Below are 17,546 nucleotides of genomic sequence, written 5' to 3'. Positions count from 1 at the left end.
TCCACAATCAGGCCATGTGCAGAGGCTGCACATGGCCATGTAAACTACTGGTTGATTAAGGCGATCATCGCGTCTTCGTCGAGGACTGTTACGCCAAGATCTTGTGCTTTCGTCAGTTTAGAGCCAGCCGCTTCACCGGCGATCAACATATCGGTTTTTGCCGAGACACTGCCGGTCACTTTCGCGCCCAGTGCCTGTAACGCCGTTTTGGCATCGGTGCGTGACATTTGCGATAGCGTACCGGTCAGCACAATGGTTTTCCCCGCCAGCGGTTGTGCCTGTTCGTCTGATGGCGCACTCACCGCTGGCCAGTGAATGCCGGTGTTGAGCAGCGCATCTAAAACCGCTTGGTTATGTGGCTCAGCAAAAAAGCGAACGATATGGCCCGCGACAATGGCGCCCACATCAGGCACCGCAATCAGTGCTTCTTCATCCGCTGCTCGCAGAGCGTCTAAGGTTTTAAAATGCAGGGCAAGATTTTGCGCAGTGGCTTCACCGACTTCTCGGATCCCAAGCGCATAGATAAAGCGTGATAACGTCGTCGCTTTGGCTTTTTCTAACGCATCAACCAAATTTTGCGCCGATTTCGGCCCCATTCGATCTAGTTGAGTCACACGCCCTGGGGTTAAGGTGAAGAGATCGGCAGGCGTTTCAATCAGCTCTTTTTCAATTAACTGCTCGACAATTTTATCGCCTAGGCCGTCAATATCCATTGCCTTGCGTGAGGCAAAGTGTTTGATCGCTTCTTTACGCTGAGCCAGACAAATAAGCCCGCCGGTGCAGCGTGCGACCGCTTCACCCTCAATGCGGGTCACGGCTGACTCACAGACCGGACAGGCGTCGGGAAACACAATCGGTTTCGCCTGCGCCGGACGCCGGCTTTCCACGACGCCAACCACTTGTGGGATCACATCACCCGCACGGCGAATGACCACAGTATCGCCAATGTGCACGCCTAAACGTTCTATTTCATCACCGTTATGTAAGGTCGCGTTGCTCACCGTCACGCCCCCGACAAAAACAGGTTCAAGCTTCGCCACTGGGGTGATAGCGCCCGTGCGGCCAACTTGAAATTCAACATCGTTGAGGCGGGTGATTTCTTCTTGTGCCGGAAATTTATAGGCAATCGCCCAGCGTGGTGCCCGTGCAACAAATCCGAGCGTTTCTTGGCTGGCTATCTTGTCCACTTTGATCACCACCCCATCAATTTCATAGGGCAGATCATCACGGCGAGCCAAGATATCTTGGTAGTAGGCTTTAACGCCCTCAAGCCCCGACACTTGTTTTACTTCTGGGCTCAGGGCAAGCCCCCATTTTTTAAGCCTATTTAAGCGCTCGCTCTGCCCTTCTCCGAACGGTGTCGACATCACGCCCACCGCATAGGCATAAAAGCTCAGCGGTCGATTGGCGGCGACTTTCGAGTCAAGTTGACGCAGGCTACCCGCCGCAGCGTTCCGTGGGTTAGCGAAGGTTTTATCGCCACGCTTTAACGCTGCCTCATTAAGCGCTTCAAAACCTGCTTTCGGCATAAACACTTCGCCACGCACTTCTAAACGCTCAGGCCAATCCCCTGCTTGCAAGGTCAATGGGACATTGCGAATCGTTTTTACATTGTGCGTAATGTTCTCGCCCGTGGTCCCATCGCCTCGCGTCGCGGCCTGCACCAATACACCGTTTTCATAAATCAGGCTGACAGCCAAGCCATCAAGCTTTGGTTCACAGGTATAGGTGACGGGTTCAGTGTTACCGAGTCTGTCTTTGACTCGGCGCTCAAAATCGACGAGATCATCATCACTGAACGCGTTACCAAGCGACAACATCGCCAGCTCATGGGTAACGGTTTCAAAAGCGCTCAGTGGCGCGCCGCCTACACGCTGGCTAGGCGAATCTGACGTCACCCATTCAGGATGCTCAGCTTCAATGGCCAGCAACGTTTGCATCAAACGATCGTATTCGGCATCGGGCAGCTCAGGACTGTCTTCAACGTAATAACGGTAGGCGTGATAGTTGAGCTGATGCTTAATGTCATCAAGTTGTTGTTTACTGTAAGCCATGGTTTGGTTCGTCGTATCAGCAGAGTTGCGGACAAGTATATCGATAAATCGCCAACAGCGGGAGCCATGTCCCGCTGTCCGTCTAAGCAATCATCAATCGGTGTTAAGCGCGTTACGAGGCGTTGAAGGCTTTCACTCGCTCACGGTATTCATCAAGGCGTGATGGTGTCATCATTGAGCGGGCATCATCTAATACCAATCCACCCAACTCATCCGCAATTTGTTGTGCCGTTTGCAGCATCAATTTAAAGTTTTGCTCTGGCTCACCGTAGCAAGGTAGCGTCATAAAAAAGCTGATCCCTGGCGTTTCAAAGCTCTCTGAGTGACTCACATCAAAGGTGCCGGGCTTGACCATATTCGCGACGCTGAATAGAACCTTACCACTGCCAGATAAGTCTGAATGACGATGATAAATCCCCATATCACCAAAGCGCAGTCCATATTGCTCAAGGGTCGGAATTAAGTCCAAACCACTAAATACCGCATTATTATTGGCATGCACGTGTAAGACTAATACTTCGGTATCGTCGGGCTCATCGGCTTGGGTTGCCGTTTTTTCTGACCCACGCTCGTGGCTTTCATGCTCATCAACCTCAGCTTGAGTCGCCTCGTCGGTATGCATTGTTTCCGCTTCTGGTTGCGCGGAGGCGATATTGGCAGCTTCTGTCTCTCCTGTCTCGTCGCCATCATTGGAGGCAATCGACGCAGAGGCAAAGCTAGGATCATCATCGGTTGCCGACATTGACGGGTAAAGCGTTTGTTCTGAGTCAGACGCCACCTGAGTGTCACCGGCAAATAGAGGATCAACATCAGGCTTGTCGCCGAAGCTGACAGCAGGCTCCTGACGCGCGGGCTTTTCATTGCCATGCTTAGTATTGCTGACCACTCTCACCGCACCAATACCGTCTTGGTCAAACTTTTGCGCGTCGTTATCGTCTTCCAGTTTTCCCAAGGGCTTTTCGCCGAACTTGGTCGTCTTTTCTTTCTTGTTTGTCCAGAGACCATGCAAAAGCAAAGCTGCAATTGCTAATGCTCCCAAAACAATCAGTACAAGGCGCAATTCCTGCATCATTGATTCTCAAATCTATCTATGTTCAGCGTTTTGATTAGCTTATGTCACAACGCCGACAGCTTTGCAAACGTTAGTGGAATCATAAGCGGGGCCCGATGGCTGACGCAATGCGTTAATGGTCAACTTAGTTAACTGTATCAAAAGTTGGGAAGAATTTAACGAATCGAGACACACAAATCCGTAAACTTTCCCATTATGGGGTCATTGTCATCGCCATGGCTCCCCCCATACTATAACCGCAAACCGTCAGTCGATACCGTAAACCGTCAGTCGATACCGTAAACCATCAAGGAGAAACAATGAACAACGCGACACGCCCTCGTCCTCAAAGCGGCGCGGGCTACCTTTTTCAGGGGTTTTCATTAATGATGACACCCGGATTACGCCGCTTTGTGATCATTCCGATCCTCGTGAATGTGCTGCTACTCGGCGGGGCGTTTATCTATTTACTCTCACAATTTAGTGAATGGCTCGATCACTGGATGGCTATGCTACCTGAGTGGTTATCCTGGCTCTCGTTTGTGATTTGGCCTTTGGTCGTGATTGCGATTTTAGTGGTGTTCTCCTACGCATTCAGTACTCTCGCTAACTGGATTGCGGCGCCATTCAACGGCTTATTGTCTGAGCATCTGGAAGCGAAACTCACCGGTGCCCCCGCGCCCGACGATGGGATCACGGGACTTATCAAGGATGTACCGCGTGTTATGAAGCGCGAGTGGCAAAAGCTAACCTATTACATACCCAAAGCACTCGGATTATTGTTATTGCTTTGGATCCCCGCCATTGGCCAAACCTTAGGCCCTGTGCTTTGGTTTTTATTTAGCGCTTGGATGATGGCCATTCAGTATTGCGACTACCCGTTCGATAACCATAAGGTCGCTTTCCCAACCATGCGCGATACTCTCAAACAACAGCGAGGCACCTCGTTGAGCTTTGGCGCAGTCGTCATGTTGTTTACGATGACACCTTTACTGAATCTCATCGTCATGCCTGCCGCAGTATGTGGTGCAACCGCCATGTGGGTCGATCGCCATAAAGAGCAGTTGGGGCGTAATTAGCGCCCTTTACGCTTTCACACTCACAATAAGATATAACCAACCGATCCTTTCAAAAACAGGCATTAGCGATATGCTTGGAGCAGTGATTTAAATCGGTGTCATGAAGGAACGATACAATGGGCAAGATTTACGAAGACAATACGCAAACAATTGGCCATACCCCACTGGTACGCCTAAACCGTGTTGCTAAGCCGAATGTGTTAGCAAAAGTAGAAGCACGTAACCCAAGCTTTAGTGTGAAGTGCCGCATCGGTGCCAACATGATCTGGGATGCGGAAAAAAAAGGCACCCTGAAACCAGGCATTGAGCTGATTGAACCTACGAGTGGTAATACCGGGGTTGCGCTGGCTTATGTTGCCGCAGCGCGCGGGTATAAATTGACGCTTACCATGCCAGAGTCGATGAGCCTTGAGCGTCGTAAGCTACTTAAAGCGATGGGCGCGACATTGGTGCTCACCGAAGCGCCTAAAGGGATGAAAGGCGCAATTGCGAAAGCAGAGGAAATCATGGCGCAAGCGCCTGGTAAATATCTTATGCTCCAGCAGTTCGACAACCCAGCCAACCCAGAAATTCACGAAAAGACCACAGGCCCTGAGATCTGGGAAGATACTGACGGTGAAATCGATGTGTTTGTTGCCGGTGTCGGCACCGGGGGGACACTGACCGGTGTGAGCCGCTATATCAAAAACACGCAAGGGAAAGCCATTACCACCGTCGCAGTGGAGCCCGCGGAGTCACCCGTGATTGCTCAAACAATTGCTGGTCAAGACGTACAACCGGCCCCTCATAAAATTCAGGGCATCGGCGCCGGCTTTGTCCCAAAAAACTTGGATATTAAGTTGGTTGATCAGGTCGTTTCTGTGAGCTCAGATGAAGCGATTGCCATGGCACGCCGTTTGATGGAAGAAGAAGGTATCCTAGGTGGGATCTCATCAGGCGCAGCCGTTGTCGCCGCGAACAAAATTGCCGAGCTCCCCGAGTTTGCGAATAAGACGATTGTCACAATTTTACCAAGTGCCGCCGAGCGTTATCTCAGTTCGCCACTATTTGCTGGCATGTTCACTGAGCTGGAAACAGAGCAGTAACAGCAGGTTAGCAATCTTCAACTGGTTTCTTCCCACAACAAAGGCCCAAATTGGGCCTTTTTTGTTTGATTTTTATATTAAGCTTTAGTAAAACACAGCAACATTTTTATTTTCCGCATCAAAATAAAAGCCTTTGAGGCGAGTGAGTGGAAGGTCAAAAATGAGAGAAAGATGACATGAAATTGACATGGATTAAGCTATCTGGTCGATTTCTTGGTTAGGTTAGCGTCAACGGATAGCGAAATCGCCCGTTAGCGGTTAAGCTAACCTTATATTTAATACATAGATTTAAAAAAATACAGAAACGGGGTGAATCATGTATCAGAAGCAAGTTGAAATTAGTGCAGAAAACGGCCTACACACTCGTCCAGCGGCGCAGTTCGTCAAAGAAGCAAAAAGCTATGACGCTGACATCACTGTTGAGTCAAACGGTAAGAGCGCGAGCGCGAAAAGCCTATTTAAACTGCAAACCCTTGGCTTGACCAAAGGCACCAAGGTGACTATCTCTGCTGAAGGTGCGCAAGCACAACAAGCCGTTGATCACCTGGTAAAACTGATGGACGAGCTGGAGTAATCCGGCTCTTTTTCTATCGGTTTTAAGTTGGATAAACGTAAGGTAAAGCTATGATTTCAGGCATCCTGGCATCACCTGGTATTGCTTTTGGTAAAGCACTGCTGTTGCAAGAAGAAGACGTTGTCATCAATAAAGATAAGATTGATGCGTCTCGAATTGAAAAAGAAATTCAGCGCGTATTGGATGCTCGCGAACAGTCTAAGACGCAACTCGAAGCGATCAAAGACAAAGCAAGGGAAACCTTCGGCGAAGAGAAAGAAGCGATCTTCGAAGGTCACATCATGCTGCTAGAAGATGAAGAGCTGGAAGACGAGATTGTCAGCTTCATCAAATCTAACCATGCCACTGCAGATCATGCGATTTACGCTGTGATTGAAGAGCAGGCGGTGACGCTTGAATCTCTGGATGATGATTATCTGAAAGAGCGTGCGGCAGATATCCGTGATATTGGTTCTCGTTTTGTTAAAAACGCACTCGGCATCAACATGGTGTCTCTGAGCGCGATCAACGAAGAAGTGATCCTGGTTGCGAATGATCTGACGCCTTCAGAAACAGCACAGGTTGACCTGAATTATGTGCTCGGTTTTATCACCGATATCGGTGGTCGCACCTCGCACTCGTCGATCATGGCACGCTCGTTAGAGCTTCCAGCGATTGTGGGCACTAACAATGCCACCGCCAATGTTAAAAACGGTGACATGTTGGTGCTTGATGCGATTAACAACCAAATTGTCGTTAATCCTTCTGACGACGAGCTCAACAAGTTTAAAGCGATTCGTGATCAACACATCGCGGAAAAAGCCGAGCTCGCGAAGCTCAAAGACTTACCTGCTATCACATTAGACGGCCACCACGTCGAAGTGTGCGGCAACGTGGGCACAGTAAAAGACTGTGACGGTGTGAACCGTAACGGTGGTGAAGGTGTGGGTCTTTATCGCACTGAGTTCTTGTTCATGGACCGTGACTCGCTCCCTACTGAAGAAGAGCAATATCAAGCGTATAAGGCGGTCGCAAAAGCGATTGATGGTCACCCAGTGATCATTCGCACCATGGACATTGGCGGTGACAAAGATCTGCCTTATATGGATCTGCCTGAAGAAATGAACCCATTCTTGGGCTGGCGAGCCGTCCGTATCAGTCTTGACCGTCGCGAAATTCTCCGCGATCAGCTACGTGCGATTCTACGCGCATCGGCACACGGTAAAATTCGTGTCATGTTCCCGATGATTATTTCTGTCGAAGAAATCCGCGAGCTAAAAGAAGCGATTGAAACCTACAAAGCAGAGCTACGCCAAGAAGGCCTCGACTTTGATGCTGATCTTGAAATCGGTGTAATGGTTGAGACACCGGCCGCGGCTGCAATCGCTCACCACCTCGCGAAAGAAGTGGAATTTTTCAGCATCGGCACTAACGATTTGACCCAATACACCTTAGCGGTCGATCGTGGTAATGAGCTTATTTCGCACCTGTACAATCCACTGTCTCCTGCAGTACTAACGGTTATCAAGCAAGTGATTGATGCCTCACATGCTGAAGGAAAATGGACGGGGATGTGCGGAGAGCTTGCAGGTGATGAGAAAGCAACGTTACTATTGATGGGAATGGGTTTGGATGAGTTCAGCATGAGTGCCATTTCTATCCCTCGCATCAAGAAGATTATCCGTAATGCCAACTTTGCTGATGTGAAAGCGATGGCCGACACAGCGCTCACTTTGCCAACTGCGGCAGAAATCGAGGCCTATGTCGAAAAATTTATTGCGGAAAAAACCGCTTGCTAATATACAATCAGCAAAGAATTACTGCTTAGGAGCAACACTATGGGTCTGTTCGACAAACTGAAGAAGTTGGTGTCTGAAGACAGCAACGACGCTAGTGCTATTGAAATTATCGCCCCATTGTCGGGTGAGATCGTCAACATCGAAGACGTGCCTGACGTTGTGTTTGCTGAGAAAATCGTCGGTGATGGTGTTGCGATTAAGCCATCTGGTGACAAAATGGTAGCGCCAGTAAACGGCACTATCGGTAAGATTTTCGAAACCAACCACGCTTTCTCAATTGAGTCAGACGATGGCGTCGAGCTTTTTGTTCACTTTGGTATCGACACCGTCGAGCTGAAAGGCGAAGGCTTCAAGCGCATTGCCGAAGAAGGTCAAACGGTTAAAGCCGGTGATACCGTGATTGAATTTGATTTAGCGACACTCGAAGAGAAAGCGAAATCAACACTGACACCTGTTGTGATCTCGAATATGGATGAGATCAAAGAGTTGACCAAACTATCAGGTGCCGTCACTGTGGGTGAAACCCCAGTATTACGCGTCACCAAGTAATAAACCGTCTCTGGTTTAGACAAACGCAGCCAATTGGCTGCGTTTTTTTTAAGCCATCGCTCGGCCATCACTCGTAAACTGAAAAAAGAAGCGTTTGACGCGTCGGCTTCTTGCCCAATAAAGGCTTGCCCAAGCTAGCCAAAGGCCGTGTAAAGCAAGCAGCCAATCAAACTGCCCCCCAGTGACGATGAACGTTTGCCAGACTTGATAAGCTTCCCATAGCCATAATAGCCAAACCCACCAATAGCCAATGTGCCAGTGTTGTCTTAGCCATTCAGGCGCTCTGTCGCAGTTACCGACTAATAACAACAACCCGAGCGGCACCACGCCAATTGCCAAGCTTATATAAAACGCCTTTAACTCAGGATAAACCAGCGCGAGCAACTCACTACCCTGCTCTCTACTCACGCCAGCCATTGCCAATAGCCACCACGCGCGGCTTAATAACAGTAGACACAACACGGCAATCTGCGGTGCCTTGATATACCCTTTGTCGTCGAAGTGATGAAATGTATCCATAAGCTTATTGATTGAGAAGTCACATATTTACCATGGCGACATGCAATAAAAACTGCAAGCCTAAAAGTAAAATTTGTTATCCTTGGGTGGAGTTATTTATTAAGCGTTACATGGAGCCCTTATGGCCAAAGCCAAAGCCAACGCGACGATTTCGCCAGAAACGCAACAAGACGCCATGCGCGTTGCGAAAGCCACGCAAAAACCGGGACAAACAAAAGCGCAGACCAAACTGATTGCACAAGGGATTGAAAAAGGGATTGCCCAATATAAAAAGGAACAAAAAGCAAAAGCACGCGAGCAGGATAAAGCACGAAAAAGACAACAAAATAAACCATCAAGCGCCGCGCCTGTAAAAGCATCTCAAGCCCCGGTCAATGATCTTACCCCCGCTGAACCTGGGTTAGATAAAAGCTACAGCAGTCTCCCATGGCTTTTACTTGTGATAAGCTGGATAGGGTTCATTGGCTATATATTGGTGAGGGCGTAATGTGGAAGCGACTGATAACGGTTATAGGGATCATCACTTTGGCTGGCTGCAGCAAAGGAGAAACGATGGCTAAACATCCGCCAGTGACGGCCTGTGGCGATAGTCCCAACTGTGTGTCCACGGCAGATACCCGAGAAAAATTCCAGCTGGCACCGCTTTATATCGCCAACGACAACGTGACGTTTTCAGCCATTGTCGCGCATATCGCCGCCATGCCTCGTGCTGAGGTCGTCACCTCGCAAGATAATTACGCACACTTACGCTTCACCACTAAGGTGCTGCGCTTTGTGGATGATGTTGAAGTCTCGCTTGAGGGCAACCAACTCGCCCTTCGCTCCGCATCTCGGATTGGCTACTATGACTTTGGCGCTAACCGTCAACGTGCCGAAGTCATTCGCCAACGTTTAACCGACGCTGAGCTTATCACGCCTTAGGCGAGCAGCTAGTTGATATAAGAGCGAATATCGCGCTTTTTATCTTCGACCCAATCACGGCGGAACGGTCCCCAGTCTTTAAGCTGGTAGTAACCATCGTTATGACGCTTTCCATCTTGGATAAAAGTCATATCAATACCGAGCCCAGACAGTGATTTCAATACATCTTGGATCGTACGACGGGGCCAGCCTGTCGCCTCGATAAGGCGTGGCACATTTGGGCGTTCCATTTCTTCTACCAACACGGCAAGATAGAGACGCCGGGCGAATACCGGGTTTAGTTCCATATGAACCTCCAACAGTTACGAATGTTCCCATTATTCATGCCGCCTGCGAAGAGGCTTTGCGTTTGATCAAAAGGCCATCAAATCGACGTGCTGCAGACTCATTTAGTGGCACATTTCACACGCTTCATCCCTTATCGCATCGCCAAACGGCCCCTTCCCCACTATTGCGTTCAATGTTGAGCGATGTCACTCTTAATTGTCCGTAAATAATGATGATAACGACCATGACAACTGTATTTGGCATTAAAAACTGCGACACCCTAAAAAAAGCCCTTAAATGGTTGGATAACCAAGGCATTAACTATCAGTATCACGATTACCGCAAGACGGGGTTAGATGCCGAGATGTTACAGACCTTTGTTGCCGAATTAGGGTGGGAGCCTTTGATTAACAAGCGTGGCACCACTTATCGCCAGCTAAGTGACGAACAAAAAGCCAGTTTAGACCAACCCCGTGCGATTGCGATCATGTTAGACAATCCAGCGATCATTAAACGCCCTTTACTCGTACACGAAGGGAAGTACTATCTTGGCTTTAAAGAGAGCCAATACGCTGAGATTTTCGCGTAATGTAAGCACTTATTTACTGTTGCTGTAAGGAAACTCCAATGACTGATACTGCTACGCTGGCTTTGGCAAAAGACTTGATCAATCGTGAGTCGGTCACACCGGAAGACGCGGGTTGCCAAGCTCAAATGATTGCTCGATTAGAAGCCCTGGGCTTTACGATTGAAACCATGGTGTTTGACGATACCACCAACCTTTGGGCGCGACGGGGCACTGATGGGCCGCTCTTCACGTTTGCGGGCCACACCGATGTCGTCCCCGCTGGCCCGCGCGATCAATGGCATACGCCGCCATTTGAAGCCACTGTCATTGACGATCACCTTCATGGACGTGGCGCCGCGGACATGAAGGGCTCACTCGCCGCCATGGTTGTGGCTGTTGAGCGCTTTATTGCCGAGCATCCAGACCACTCGGGTTCACTCGCGTTTCTGATCACGTCGGATGAAGAAGGACCCTTTATTAATGGCACCACCCGCGTCGTCGATACGCTGATGGCTCGAAATGAGAAAATCGACATGTGTATTGTCGGTGAACCCTCAAGTACGAATCACGTCGGTGATGTGGTCAAAAACGGTCGTCGCGGCTCCATCACTGGCGATTTGTACGTTAAAGGAGTACAAGGCCATGTCGCCTATCCGCACCTTGCAAGTAATCCTGTCCATCAGGCCATGCCAGCGCTAACAGAGTTAGTGCAAACAGTGTGGGATAATGGCAATGCTTTTTTTCCACCGACAAGCTTTCAAATCCCAAATATTGAGGCAGGTACCGGCGCAGCCAATGTGGTCCCGGGTGAGTGTCATGCGCAATTTAACTTCCGCTTTAGTACCGAGCTAGATAGTGAAACCATCAAACAGCGAGTTTATTCTATTCTGGACGCGCACGGGCTCGACTACACCTTAGAATGGACCCACAGTGGCGACCCGTTTTTGACCGATGAAGGTACCTTGCTTGATGCAGTTGTGGCCGCGGTTGAAGAGGTGAATCATCAAACGCCGCAATTACTGACAACCGGTGGCACCTCCGATGGTCGTTTTATCGCCCAGATGGGCGCTCAAGTGATTGAGCTGGGTCCGGTCAATGCCACGATTCATAAGGTCAATGAGTGTGTGAGTATTCCTGACTTGGAAAAGCTGACCGACATGTACCAAAAAGTGCTGGAAAAGGCGCTACCGTGAGCCTACGCGCAGCACAGTTGACTGGGCAAGACGCTTCAGCCCTTCAACCAATGAACGCGCAACCTGGGGCGCCCTGTTTGCATCAGGATGTGTTATCTGACGTCGCCGCCTTACAAAAGGCGGCGAGTCGTGCTGGGTTCGCGTTGAGAGTCGCCAGTGGTTATCGCGCTTTTGAACGCCAGTTGGCGATCTGGAATGGTAAATTTAACGGCGATCTGCCTGTCCTTGATGCTCACAGCCAACCGATGGATATGACCCGCTTATCAGACCAAGAGCGGGTTCACGCGATCTTGCGCTGGTCGGCGTTACCCGGTGCCAGCCGACATCATTGGGGAACAGACATGGATGTGTATGATAAACAGTCTCTTATCCCCGATCAGCCGCTGGCTTTAACCCCACCCGAATACGACAGCGGCCCGCAAGCGGCCTTTTCTTCTTGGCTACATGCCAATGTATCAGCATTTGGTTTCTTTCTTCCTTATGCGAGATACCAAGGCGGGGTTGCCAGAGAGCCATGGCATATCAGCCATATTGCCACCAGTGCGTCAATGTTATCCGCTTTCTCTCAGGATATGCTCGCGGCTGCGATCACCCATGCGCCGATTTGTGGGAAAGACGCTATCCTCGGCCAATTAGATTGGATATATTCAACTTACGTCACCAACTTATGCGAGGTGGAAAGATGGAATGGCTAACCAATCCTTATGTGATTATTACCATTGTGGTCGCCGTGGTCGTGAGTAACATCATGGCGCTCAAATACACCGCCAACGCCAAGTTTGGGCTTAAATACAAAGACAAGCCTGATAAGCATCAACGTTCAGCGTCTGACGATGACGCACAAGCACAGTCAGATCAAGACAACGCTCCGCACCATCAACGTGATGACCAATAAGCGCTTGGCTGACTCTTCGTTGCTACAGCGACCTGGTTTGTTGAACAAGTCAATGGAACCATTCACCCAAGTTTACGCTCTGCTCCTATGAAGACCCAACCAAAGCAAACACATTGGACGAGATCGCAGTAACGTGCATGATGACAAACTTAATATCTATTATGATAAACGTGTTCCATTTTGATAAAATTTTTAGGGATTAATAGGCTGTGGTATCAGCCTTTTTATTTTTCTATAGAAAGCGAGGGAGTGATAAAATTTACTCGAAGTCTCACTAATATCAAGGCCTTCAGAGCAATTCACTAACTCGAGCATCTTTCATTTTGTCTATCTCCCAGGCTGTCTTTCATTAGCATTGGCTCAGGTTCTCGCGTTGACAGTATTTTTACTCGGGGGTATATTTCTTTTCGCATTAATTTACGGTTTATGCTTATAAATGAATAGTGCAGTTCATTAACTTTAATCTGTATAGTACGTCTTTAGGATCTAAATAGCATGAATAAAAAAAGTCTGTGTAAAAAATGGTGTCTTTTGTTAGTGGCGAGCTTGTTTGCTAATGCTTCATTTGCGCAAGATTGGCTAGAGGGTGTTTATATCAATCAAGACAAAGATTCTCTTATGGAAGAAGTGATTTTCTGTCAAGGTGGTAAAGCATATGCAGGTATGTCGCCTAGAAAGTATGAAATGACAACGAAGAACGATGAAAAGCTCGTTGTGCTAAAGTCAAACGGCGTATTTACTTTTAAAGTATCTGCTGATAACAAAGAACTGTTCCCTGTCGATGATTTCACCAAAAACTGGTTTACAGAAAAAACACTTCTTTTAGATAGTAATCGAACAGATACTTGTAAATAGAAGAGATCATCGTAGTTCCGGTGAGGTATTGTTCAGAATTCTGTGTCATTTCGTTCAACTATACTAAAAAGGGATGACACATGACCAAACCAACAGCCGATATAGATGCCGCCTTGCAAGCTTTGCGTGAAGATAAAGACCTCACCAGTAAAGATGGCATTTTAACACTACCGACGTTGTTTCCTAAATCATTGAATTTATCACTCTAGCGAGGCGTTGTTGAACAAATCATTCACCTAGCGCACTGTTCCCAGAGGAATAAATCCTATCGCTCAACTCGGTAACTAACAGGCATACTGAGTCTTATGACTTTGTTCATCGCTTTCACGTTGGTCAATGCTTCGCCAACTTGTGCATCGTAAATCTCAATTACGATGCAGATATCAAAGCAAAATGAAAACAGAACCGGGATGCAATGATCTGTTAGAGAGATCAAGTCTGACTGATATTAACGGATCAGTGATGAGTCAATAAAAGTGATTCTGTGATGATCTGGTCAGCAGAACTTTCTCCTTGTGCCTGTCAGATTTTAGGAGCAGATCCAAAAACAGTAAAAAATAAGAAACCAATTGATTTGTTATATGTGATGATGATTATCTTGGTCCTCATAAAAAAGATAAAGGTTTCAATGTATTACCGTATTTTCAAGTCATTGCCTGTTGTCGCTGTGTTAGTAGCAACCAGTGGATTCAGTGCTCACGCAGAGTCGATTTATCCGTATAAAACAGCTGAACAAAATGTCATTTATCAACGATTCAGTAATCGTCCGGCACAGCCGTTAGCAAATGCCAAAGCCGCAGATTTTCAGTTGTTGTATAAAGGGCAGGACATTGCTGTCGGCTACTCCTCCGGCAATTATTATTGTAATGCAGAGCAGTTACCTACCGGGCTGGATACGGACTCTGCACGTATCATAGGCAGTTTCCTTGTAACAAATGTAGGGTCATTCGCTTTGTGTAAGCAAACTGTAGATATCGACCTGGAGCATTTTCAGGCTCTGAATCATCCGTTTTACCGAAATGGGAATACAATTTTACTGATTAGCGGCAAGGTACTGAAAGGCGCAGACGGTAAAACATTTAAGAGTGCCTACGGGCACGGATATGATGCAAAAAATTATTTCTATGTAGCGGAAAAAACGGTCAAAATACCCTATCAACATCAGGTGAAAATTTCTGAAGACTGTCGAGGTTGGGCTACGATTGATGGGAAAAGCTATTACTCCGGCGAGCTACGCAATGATGTGGATGCATCTAGTTTTAAATGCCTGAGTTTTAATGCTGCCGCAGATAAAAAAGGGTTTCTGATTGCAGGGAAGCGGAGTCTGGAATTTCCTGCTGACGTTGACATGAAAGCGCTTAAAGTGCTTGAAGGTAATTTTGTTTCGGATGGTCATTATGTCTGGTTTGCCGGTATTGAACCTTACTCATTTAAGGGTATTTCGGCGAAAACAGTGAAAGTGAACGGAACGACCATTTCTGATGGAAAGCAGAGCTGGCAGTGCGAAACTTATCACTCCAGTGGGCAGCCAATGTGTCAGAAAACTCAATAATGCAATCATCGGTTTATCTTCACTTTTCTGGAAGTACATTAACCAGCGAGGCCTCATTTGGCCTCGCTGAAGTCAATATTCCACAGCAGTACATCTGACAGAACTGAAATAGCGTTGTGATTGCCCGTGGTAATGGCCCCATACCGCTTGCTCGCCCCGCCAGACGATATCACCTTGCTCATTACACAGCTCTTGCGGTGTGCCCGCGTGGTCGGTCACGATGTAATGCAGTTCGCTGCCTTGCTCATGGTGGGTCACTTGCGCCATCGGGCGGAAGCTGCCGGGCTCGTAGAGGTATTCGGTTTGCTGTAGAACTTGCCCATCAGCCGTGGCCTGTTGTTGCTGCACAATGTGCGCGCCGTCCCACAGGTAGTGAGTCTGTGTTTGGCTGTGCGCACATTCTTTGGCGATACGTCGCCCAAAGGGGTCGTAGCGGTAGCGATACCGCGTGCCAGCTAAACTGGGTTACTCAGTCCTCAGCTGACACTACGTGATTACAACGTACAAACTGGCGAAATATCGGCCAACGTGAAAGCGATGAACGAAGCCATAAAACTCGGCATGTCTATCAGTCATCGCGCTGGGTACTATGAATAACCACCCTTAGGATCAGTGCATTAGGTGACTGATTTGACCACCAACGCCTTTAGAGGTGTCGGAGGCACAGGGCTACAGACACCTTATGTTTAAGACTGCAAAACCATATAAACGCGCTTAGTAGTTTTTTCCCCAAAAAAATAGATCGCGTTTCCAGCAAAAAGAGAGTAGTCATCAATGTAAGAATCCCTAATACCGCTAGATTTTTCAAAATCTTCTATTTTTTGCTTGGGGGCACAGGAAAGCTTGGAAAAATACAGATCTGTTGAGGTTTGAAATAAAAAATCGATTTTTTTTCCGTCTAGTGTTGTCGGAGATTCGTCCTCAATAATCCAGTTAGGTGTCCCTCCTATAAAACCAAAAGCATTATCCGCTTCACTACGAAAAATCAAGGGTTTATACTCTATTATTTCTTTGTACTCATCTTTTACTTTACAAGATTTAAAATCTGATACGATAACTTTAAAGTAGTTTTGATTGAATTGCTGACAGTCGCTTCTAACATCATAGTTGGATCGATTATATTCAATCATTTCTGGAATAATATTTTCAGGATCATAGTCATCAGTCACGCAAAAAATAGAAATCAGCTGCCCTGCCCACTCATGAGTATCTGGCATTAGTATCTGGAAGAAAAAAGTCATCTGGCTCTTGGTCTTAGGGTGTTTAGGTATCTGAACACCATCTGGTAACATTGGTTTCCCACCTATATATGAGCTTGATAACTCCTGCGATGAAGAATACGATATATACATAGATTACCTCTAGTTAATAAATCTGCGGTGCATTTTTGTACCATCTTCAAATACTGCTGTGTAATCTAAAGATGCTGGCCTAGTAGATAAGCCTTCATAATTGGCTTTCAATGTTAATTTAGCAGATTGTCCTGTCTGGATAATACGCTCGGCTATAGTTTTTTCCATGACTCTGAACTGGCCTCTATTTACCCTAGGAGCCTGAGGGAATATATTATCTGTCTCCGTTCCCGTTCCGCCTAGTTTGCTTCCCAAAGCGTAGCCAGCATCGTCATTATGATTACCGATAGAGCGTGCATAATCCCTCGTTTTTTGGTTTGTTGGCGTACCTGTATTAATGTCTTCTGGGGAAACTTCAGAATCCCACTGTGTAATTCTACCTTGAGAATCTTTTTTTATTGTCGGACATTTCGCCAGCCCCAACGGATCCACCCACTCTAGTGGGTTGACAACATAGGCCTGCGGCCTTAATCCACCCGCAAACCCTATTGGGTCGGGGCTAAGATACTGGCCACTGTCTGCATCGTAATAACGGTTTACGTTATAGTAAAGGCCCGATTCCGAGTCTTCGATTTGCCCTTGGTAGCGAAGGTCACACTGTATGCTGTCGTTGGCCGCTTCTTCGCGTCGTTGCCAGTGCCGTTGTGATTGCCCGTGGTAATGGCCCCATAGCGCTTGCTCTCCCCGCCAGACAATATCACCTTGTTCATTACACAGCTCTTGCGGTGTGCCCGCGTGGTCGGTCACGATGTAATGCAGTTCGCTACCTTGATTATGGTGGGTCACTTGCGCCATCGGGCGGAAGCTGCCGGGCTCGTAGAGGTATTCGGTTTGTTGCAACACCTGCCCATCAGCCGTGGCCTGTTGCTGCTGCACGATGTGCGCGCCGTCCCACAGGTAGTGGGTTTGTGTGTCGCTGTGCGCACATTCTTTGGCGATGCGTCGCCCAAACGGGTCGTAGCGGTAGCGATACCGCGTACCGTTGGGCAGTTCAATGTGGGTTAAGGGCGTCTAGTACACGCCCTCCGCGGTCATGGCAGCGTATTTGGTACTGCACGCAGTGTATTGGAGGCATCATAAAAGTGGACACCTCCGGTGCAGAATTGGAGCGTGACGCTGCCGCAGCTAATCAGCAACGTCGAAGATCGACTGGATGATCACATATACCTATGAAAAATTGGCTGACACAGAATTATGAACACCCTCAATGACACAAAACTATGAATACTCTAATACCCTTGTTATCTCAAATAG

Annotated in this window: 21 protein-coding genes; 14 read left to right on the top strand and 7 right to left on the bottom strand. The window is 47.9% G+C overall.

Going from position 1 to position 17,546, the window contains the following annotated elements:
- Positions 1–44: 44 nt before the first annotated feature.
- The gene (ligA, locus tag BZG80_RS06565; protein ID WP_077679006.1) at positions 45–2,054 is read right to left on the bottom strand and encodes an NAD-dependent DNA ligase LigA; all 2,010 of its coding nucleotides are present in this window, start codon (positions 2,052–2,054) and stop codon (positions 45–47) included.
- Positions 2,055–2,166: 112 nt separating this feature from the next.
- Positions 2,167–3,126 carry a cell division protein ZipA gene (zipA, locus tag BZG80_RS06560; protein WP_077679005.1) on the bottom strand — a complete coding sequence of 320 codons (960 nt, stop codon included), beginning with the start codon at positions 3,124–3,126 and terminating at the stop codon, positions 2,167–2,169.
- 299 nt (positions 3,127–3,425) lie between these two features.
- Between zipA and cysZ the strand changes: the two genes are divergently transcribed.
- The 5 genes from cysZ to crr all read left to right on the top strand — a co-directional run bounded on the left by cysZ (position 3,426) and on the right by crr (position 8,170).
- The gene (cysZ, locus tag BZG80_RS06555; RefSeq protein WP_025744477.1) at positions 3,426–4,184 is read left to right on the top strand and encodes a sulfate transporter CysZ; all 759 of its coding nucleotides are present in this window, start codon (positions 3,426–3,428) and stop codon (positions 4,182–4,184) included.
- A gap of 116 nt (positions 4,185–4,300) precedes the next feature.
- Positions 4,301–5,269: a cysteine synthase A gene (cysK, locus tag BZG80_RS06550; RefSeq protein WP_077461598.1), complete on the top strand. Its 969-nt coding sequence runs from the start codon at positions 4,301–4,303 to the stop codon at positions 5,267–5,269.
- A 316-nt stretch (positions 5,270–5,585) separates the two neighbouring features.
- Entirely contained in the window at positions 5,586–5,843 is a 258-nt protein-coding gene (locus BZG80_RS06545; RefSeq protein ID WP_025673281.1) for an HPr family phosphocarrier protein, read from the top strand.
- 50 nt (positions 5,844–5,893) lie between these two features.
- Positions 5,894–7,621: a phosphoenolpyruvate-protein phosphotransferase PtsI gene (ptsI, locus tag BZG80_RS06540; RefSeq protein WP_077679004.1), complete on the top strand. Its 1,728-nt coding sequence runs from the start codon at positions 5,894–5,896 to the stop codon at positions 7,619–7,621.
- Between the two features lie 39 nt (positions 7,622–7,660).
- Positions 7,661–8,170 (top strand): PTS glucose transporter subunit IIA, encoded by a 510-nt coding sequence (gene crr / locus BZG80_RS06535; RefSeq protein ID WP_025744475.1) that lies wholly within the window; start codon positions 7,661–7,663, stop codon positions 8,168–8,170.
- 48 nt (positions 8,171–8,218) lie between these two features.
- On the opposite strand, the gene BZG80_RS06530 is transcribed toward crr, so the two are convergent.
- Positions 8,219–8,689, bottom strand: coding sequence for a DUF2919 family protein (locus BZG80_RS06530; protein ID WP_077679003.1), 471 nt, complete (start codon positions 8,687–8,689; stop codon positions 8,219–8,221).
- 121 nt (positions 8,690–8,810) lie between these two features.
- Between BZG80_RS06530 and BZG80_RS06525 the strand changes: the two genes are divergently transcribed.
- Together BZG80_RS06525 and BZG80_RS06520 are read left to right on the top strand one after the other, a co-directional pair.
- Complete coding sequence (locus tag BZG80_RS06525) at positions 8,811–9,176, top strand: DUF2956 domain-containing protein (protein WP_077679002.1); 366 nt, start codon at positions 8,811–8,813, stop codon at positions 9,174–9,176.
- A gap of 65 nt (positions 9,177–9,241) precedes the next feature.
- Positions 9,242–9,610, top strand: coding sequence for a DUF1499 domain-containing protein (locus BZG80_RS06520; protein ID WP_158009947.1), 369 nt, complete (start codon positions 9,242–9,244; stop codon positions 9,608–9,610).
- Positions 9,611–9,618: 8 nt separating this feature from the next.
- On the opposite strand, the gene BZG80_RS06515 is transcribed toward BZG80_RS06520, so the two are convergent.
- Positions 9,619–9,897, bottom strand: a complete 279-nt coding sequence (locus tag BZG80_RS06515; protein WP_077461603.1) for a winged helix-turn-helix domain-containing protein — start codon at positions 9,895–9,897, stop codon at positions 9,619–9,621.
- A 224-nt stretch (positions 9,898–10,121) separates the two neighbouring features.
- Here BZG80_RS06515 and BZG80_RS06510 point away from each other — a divergent pair, with 224 nt between their 5' ends.
- From BZG80_RS06510 to BZG80_RS06485, 7 genes are all read left to right on the top strand, one after another.
- Positions 10,122–10,466, top strand: coding sequence for an ArsC family reductase (locus BZG80_RS06510; protein ID WP_077575941.1), 345 nt, complete (start codon positions 10,122–10,124; stop codon positions 10,464–10,466).
- A 38-nt stretch (positions 10,467–10,504) separates the two neighbouring features.
- Complete coding sequence (gene dapE / locus BZG80_RS06505) at positions 10,505–11,638, top strand: succinyl-diaminopimelate desuccinylase (protein ID WP_077575942.1); 1,134 nt, start codon at positions 10,505–10,507, stop codon at positions 11,636–11,638.
- Positions 11,635–12,333 (top strand): M15 family metallopeptidase, encoded by a 699-nt coding sequence (locus tag BZG80_RS06500; protein ID WP_241833873.1) that lies wholly within the window; start codon positions 11,635–11,637, stop codon positions 12,331–12,333. The genes dapE and BZG80_RS06500 overlap by 4 nt, the downstream gene beginning before the upstream one ends.
- The gene (locus BZG80_RS06495; protein WP_077679000.1) at positions 12,321–12,533 is read left to right on the top strand and encodes a DUF2897 family protein; all 213 of its coding nucleotides are present in this window, start codon (positions 12,321–12,323) and stop codon (positions 12,531–12,533) included. The genes BZG80_RS06500 and BZG80_RS06495 overlap by 13 nt, the downstream gene beginning before the upstream one ends.
- A 495-nt stretch (positions 12,534–13,028) precedes the next feature.
- Complete coding sequence (locus tag BZG80_RS06490) at positions 13,029–13,388, top strand: hypothetical protein (protein ID WP_077678999.1); 360 nt, start codon at positions 13,029–13,031, stop codon at positions 13,386–13,388.
- An 80-nt stretch (positions 13,389–13,468) separates the two neighbouring features.
- Positions 13,469–13,597 (top strand): hypothetical protein, encoded by a 129-nt coding sequence (locus BZG80_RS16220; RefSeq protein WP_255565805.1) that lies wholly within the window; start codon positions 13,469–13,471, stop codon positions 13,595–13,597.
- Between the two features lie 275 nt (positions 13,598–13,872).
- Complete coding sequence (locus BZG80_RS06485; protein WP_131827545.1) at positions 13,873–14,940, top strand: hypothetical protein; 1,068 nt, start codon at positions 13,873–13,875, stop codon at positions 14,938–14,940.
- Between the two features lie 72 nt (positions 14,941–15,012).
- Here the strand turns inward: BZG80_RS06485 and BZG80_RS06480 are convergent, their stop codons facing one another.
- The 3 genes from BZG80_RS06480 to BZG80_RS06470 all read right to left on the bottom strand — a co-directional run bounded on the left by BZG80_RS06480 (position 15,013) and on the right by BZG80_RS06470 (position 17,168).
- Positions 15,013–15,288, bottom strand: a complete 276-nt coding sequence (locus BZG80_RS06480) for an RHS domain-containing protein (RefSeq protein WP_241833872.1) — start codon at positions 15,286–15,288, stop codon at positions 15,013–15,015.
- A gap of 338 nt (positions 15,289–15,626) precedes the next feature.
- Complete coding sequence (locus BZG80_RS06475) at positions 15,627–16,232, bottom strand: hypothetical protein (RefSeq protein ID WP_077678996.1); 606 nt, start codon at positions 16,230–16,232, stop codon at positions 15,627–15,629.
- Positions 16,233–16,301: 69 nt separating this feature from the next.
- On the bottom strand, positions 16,302–17,168 hold the full coding sequence (locus tag BZG80_RS06470) for an RHS repeat-associated core domain-containing protein (protein WP_241833871.1): 867 nt from the start codon (positions 17,166–17,168) through the stop codon (positions 16,302–16,304).
- Between the last annotated feature and the right edge of the window lie 378 nt (positions 17,169–17,546).

It is taken from the genome of Salinivibrio sp. MA440 (assembly GCF_001996265.1).
Lineage (GTDB): Bacteria > Pseudomonadota > Gammaproteobacteria > Enterobacterales > Vibrionaceae > Salinivibrio > Salinivibrio costicola.
This window is presented reverse-complemented; position numbering and strand designations above follow the sequence as displayed.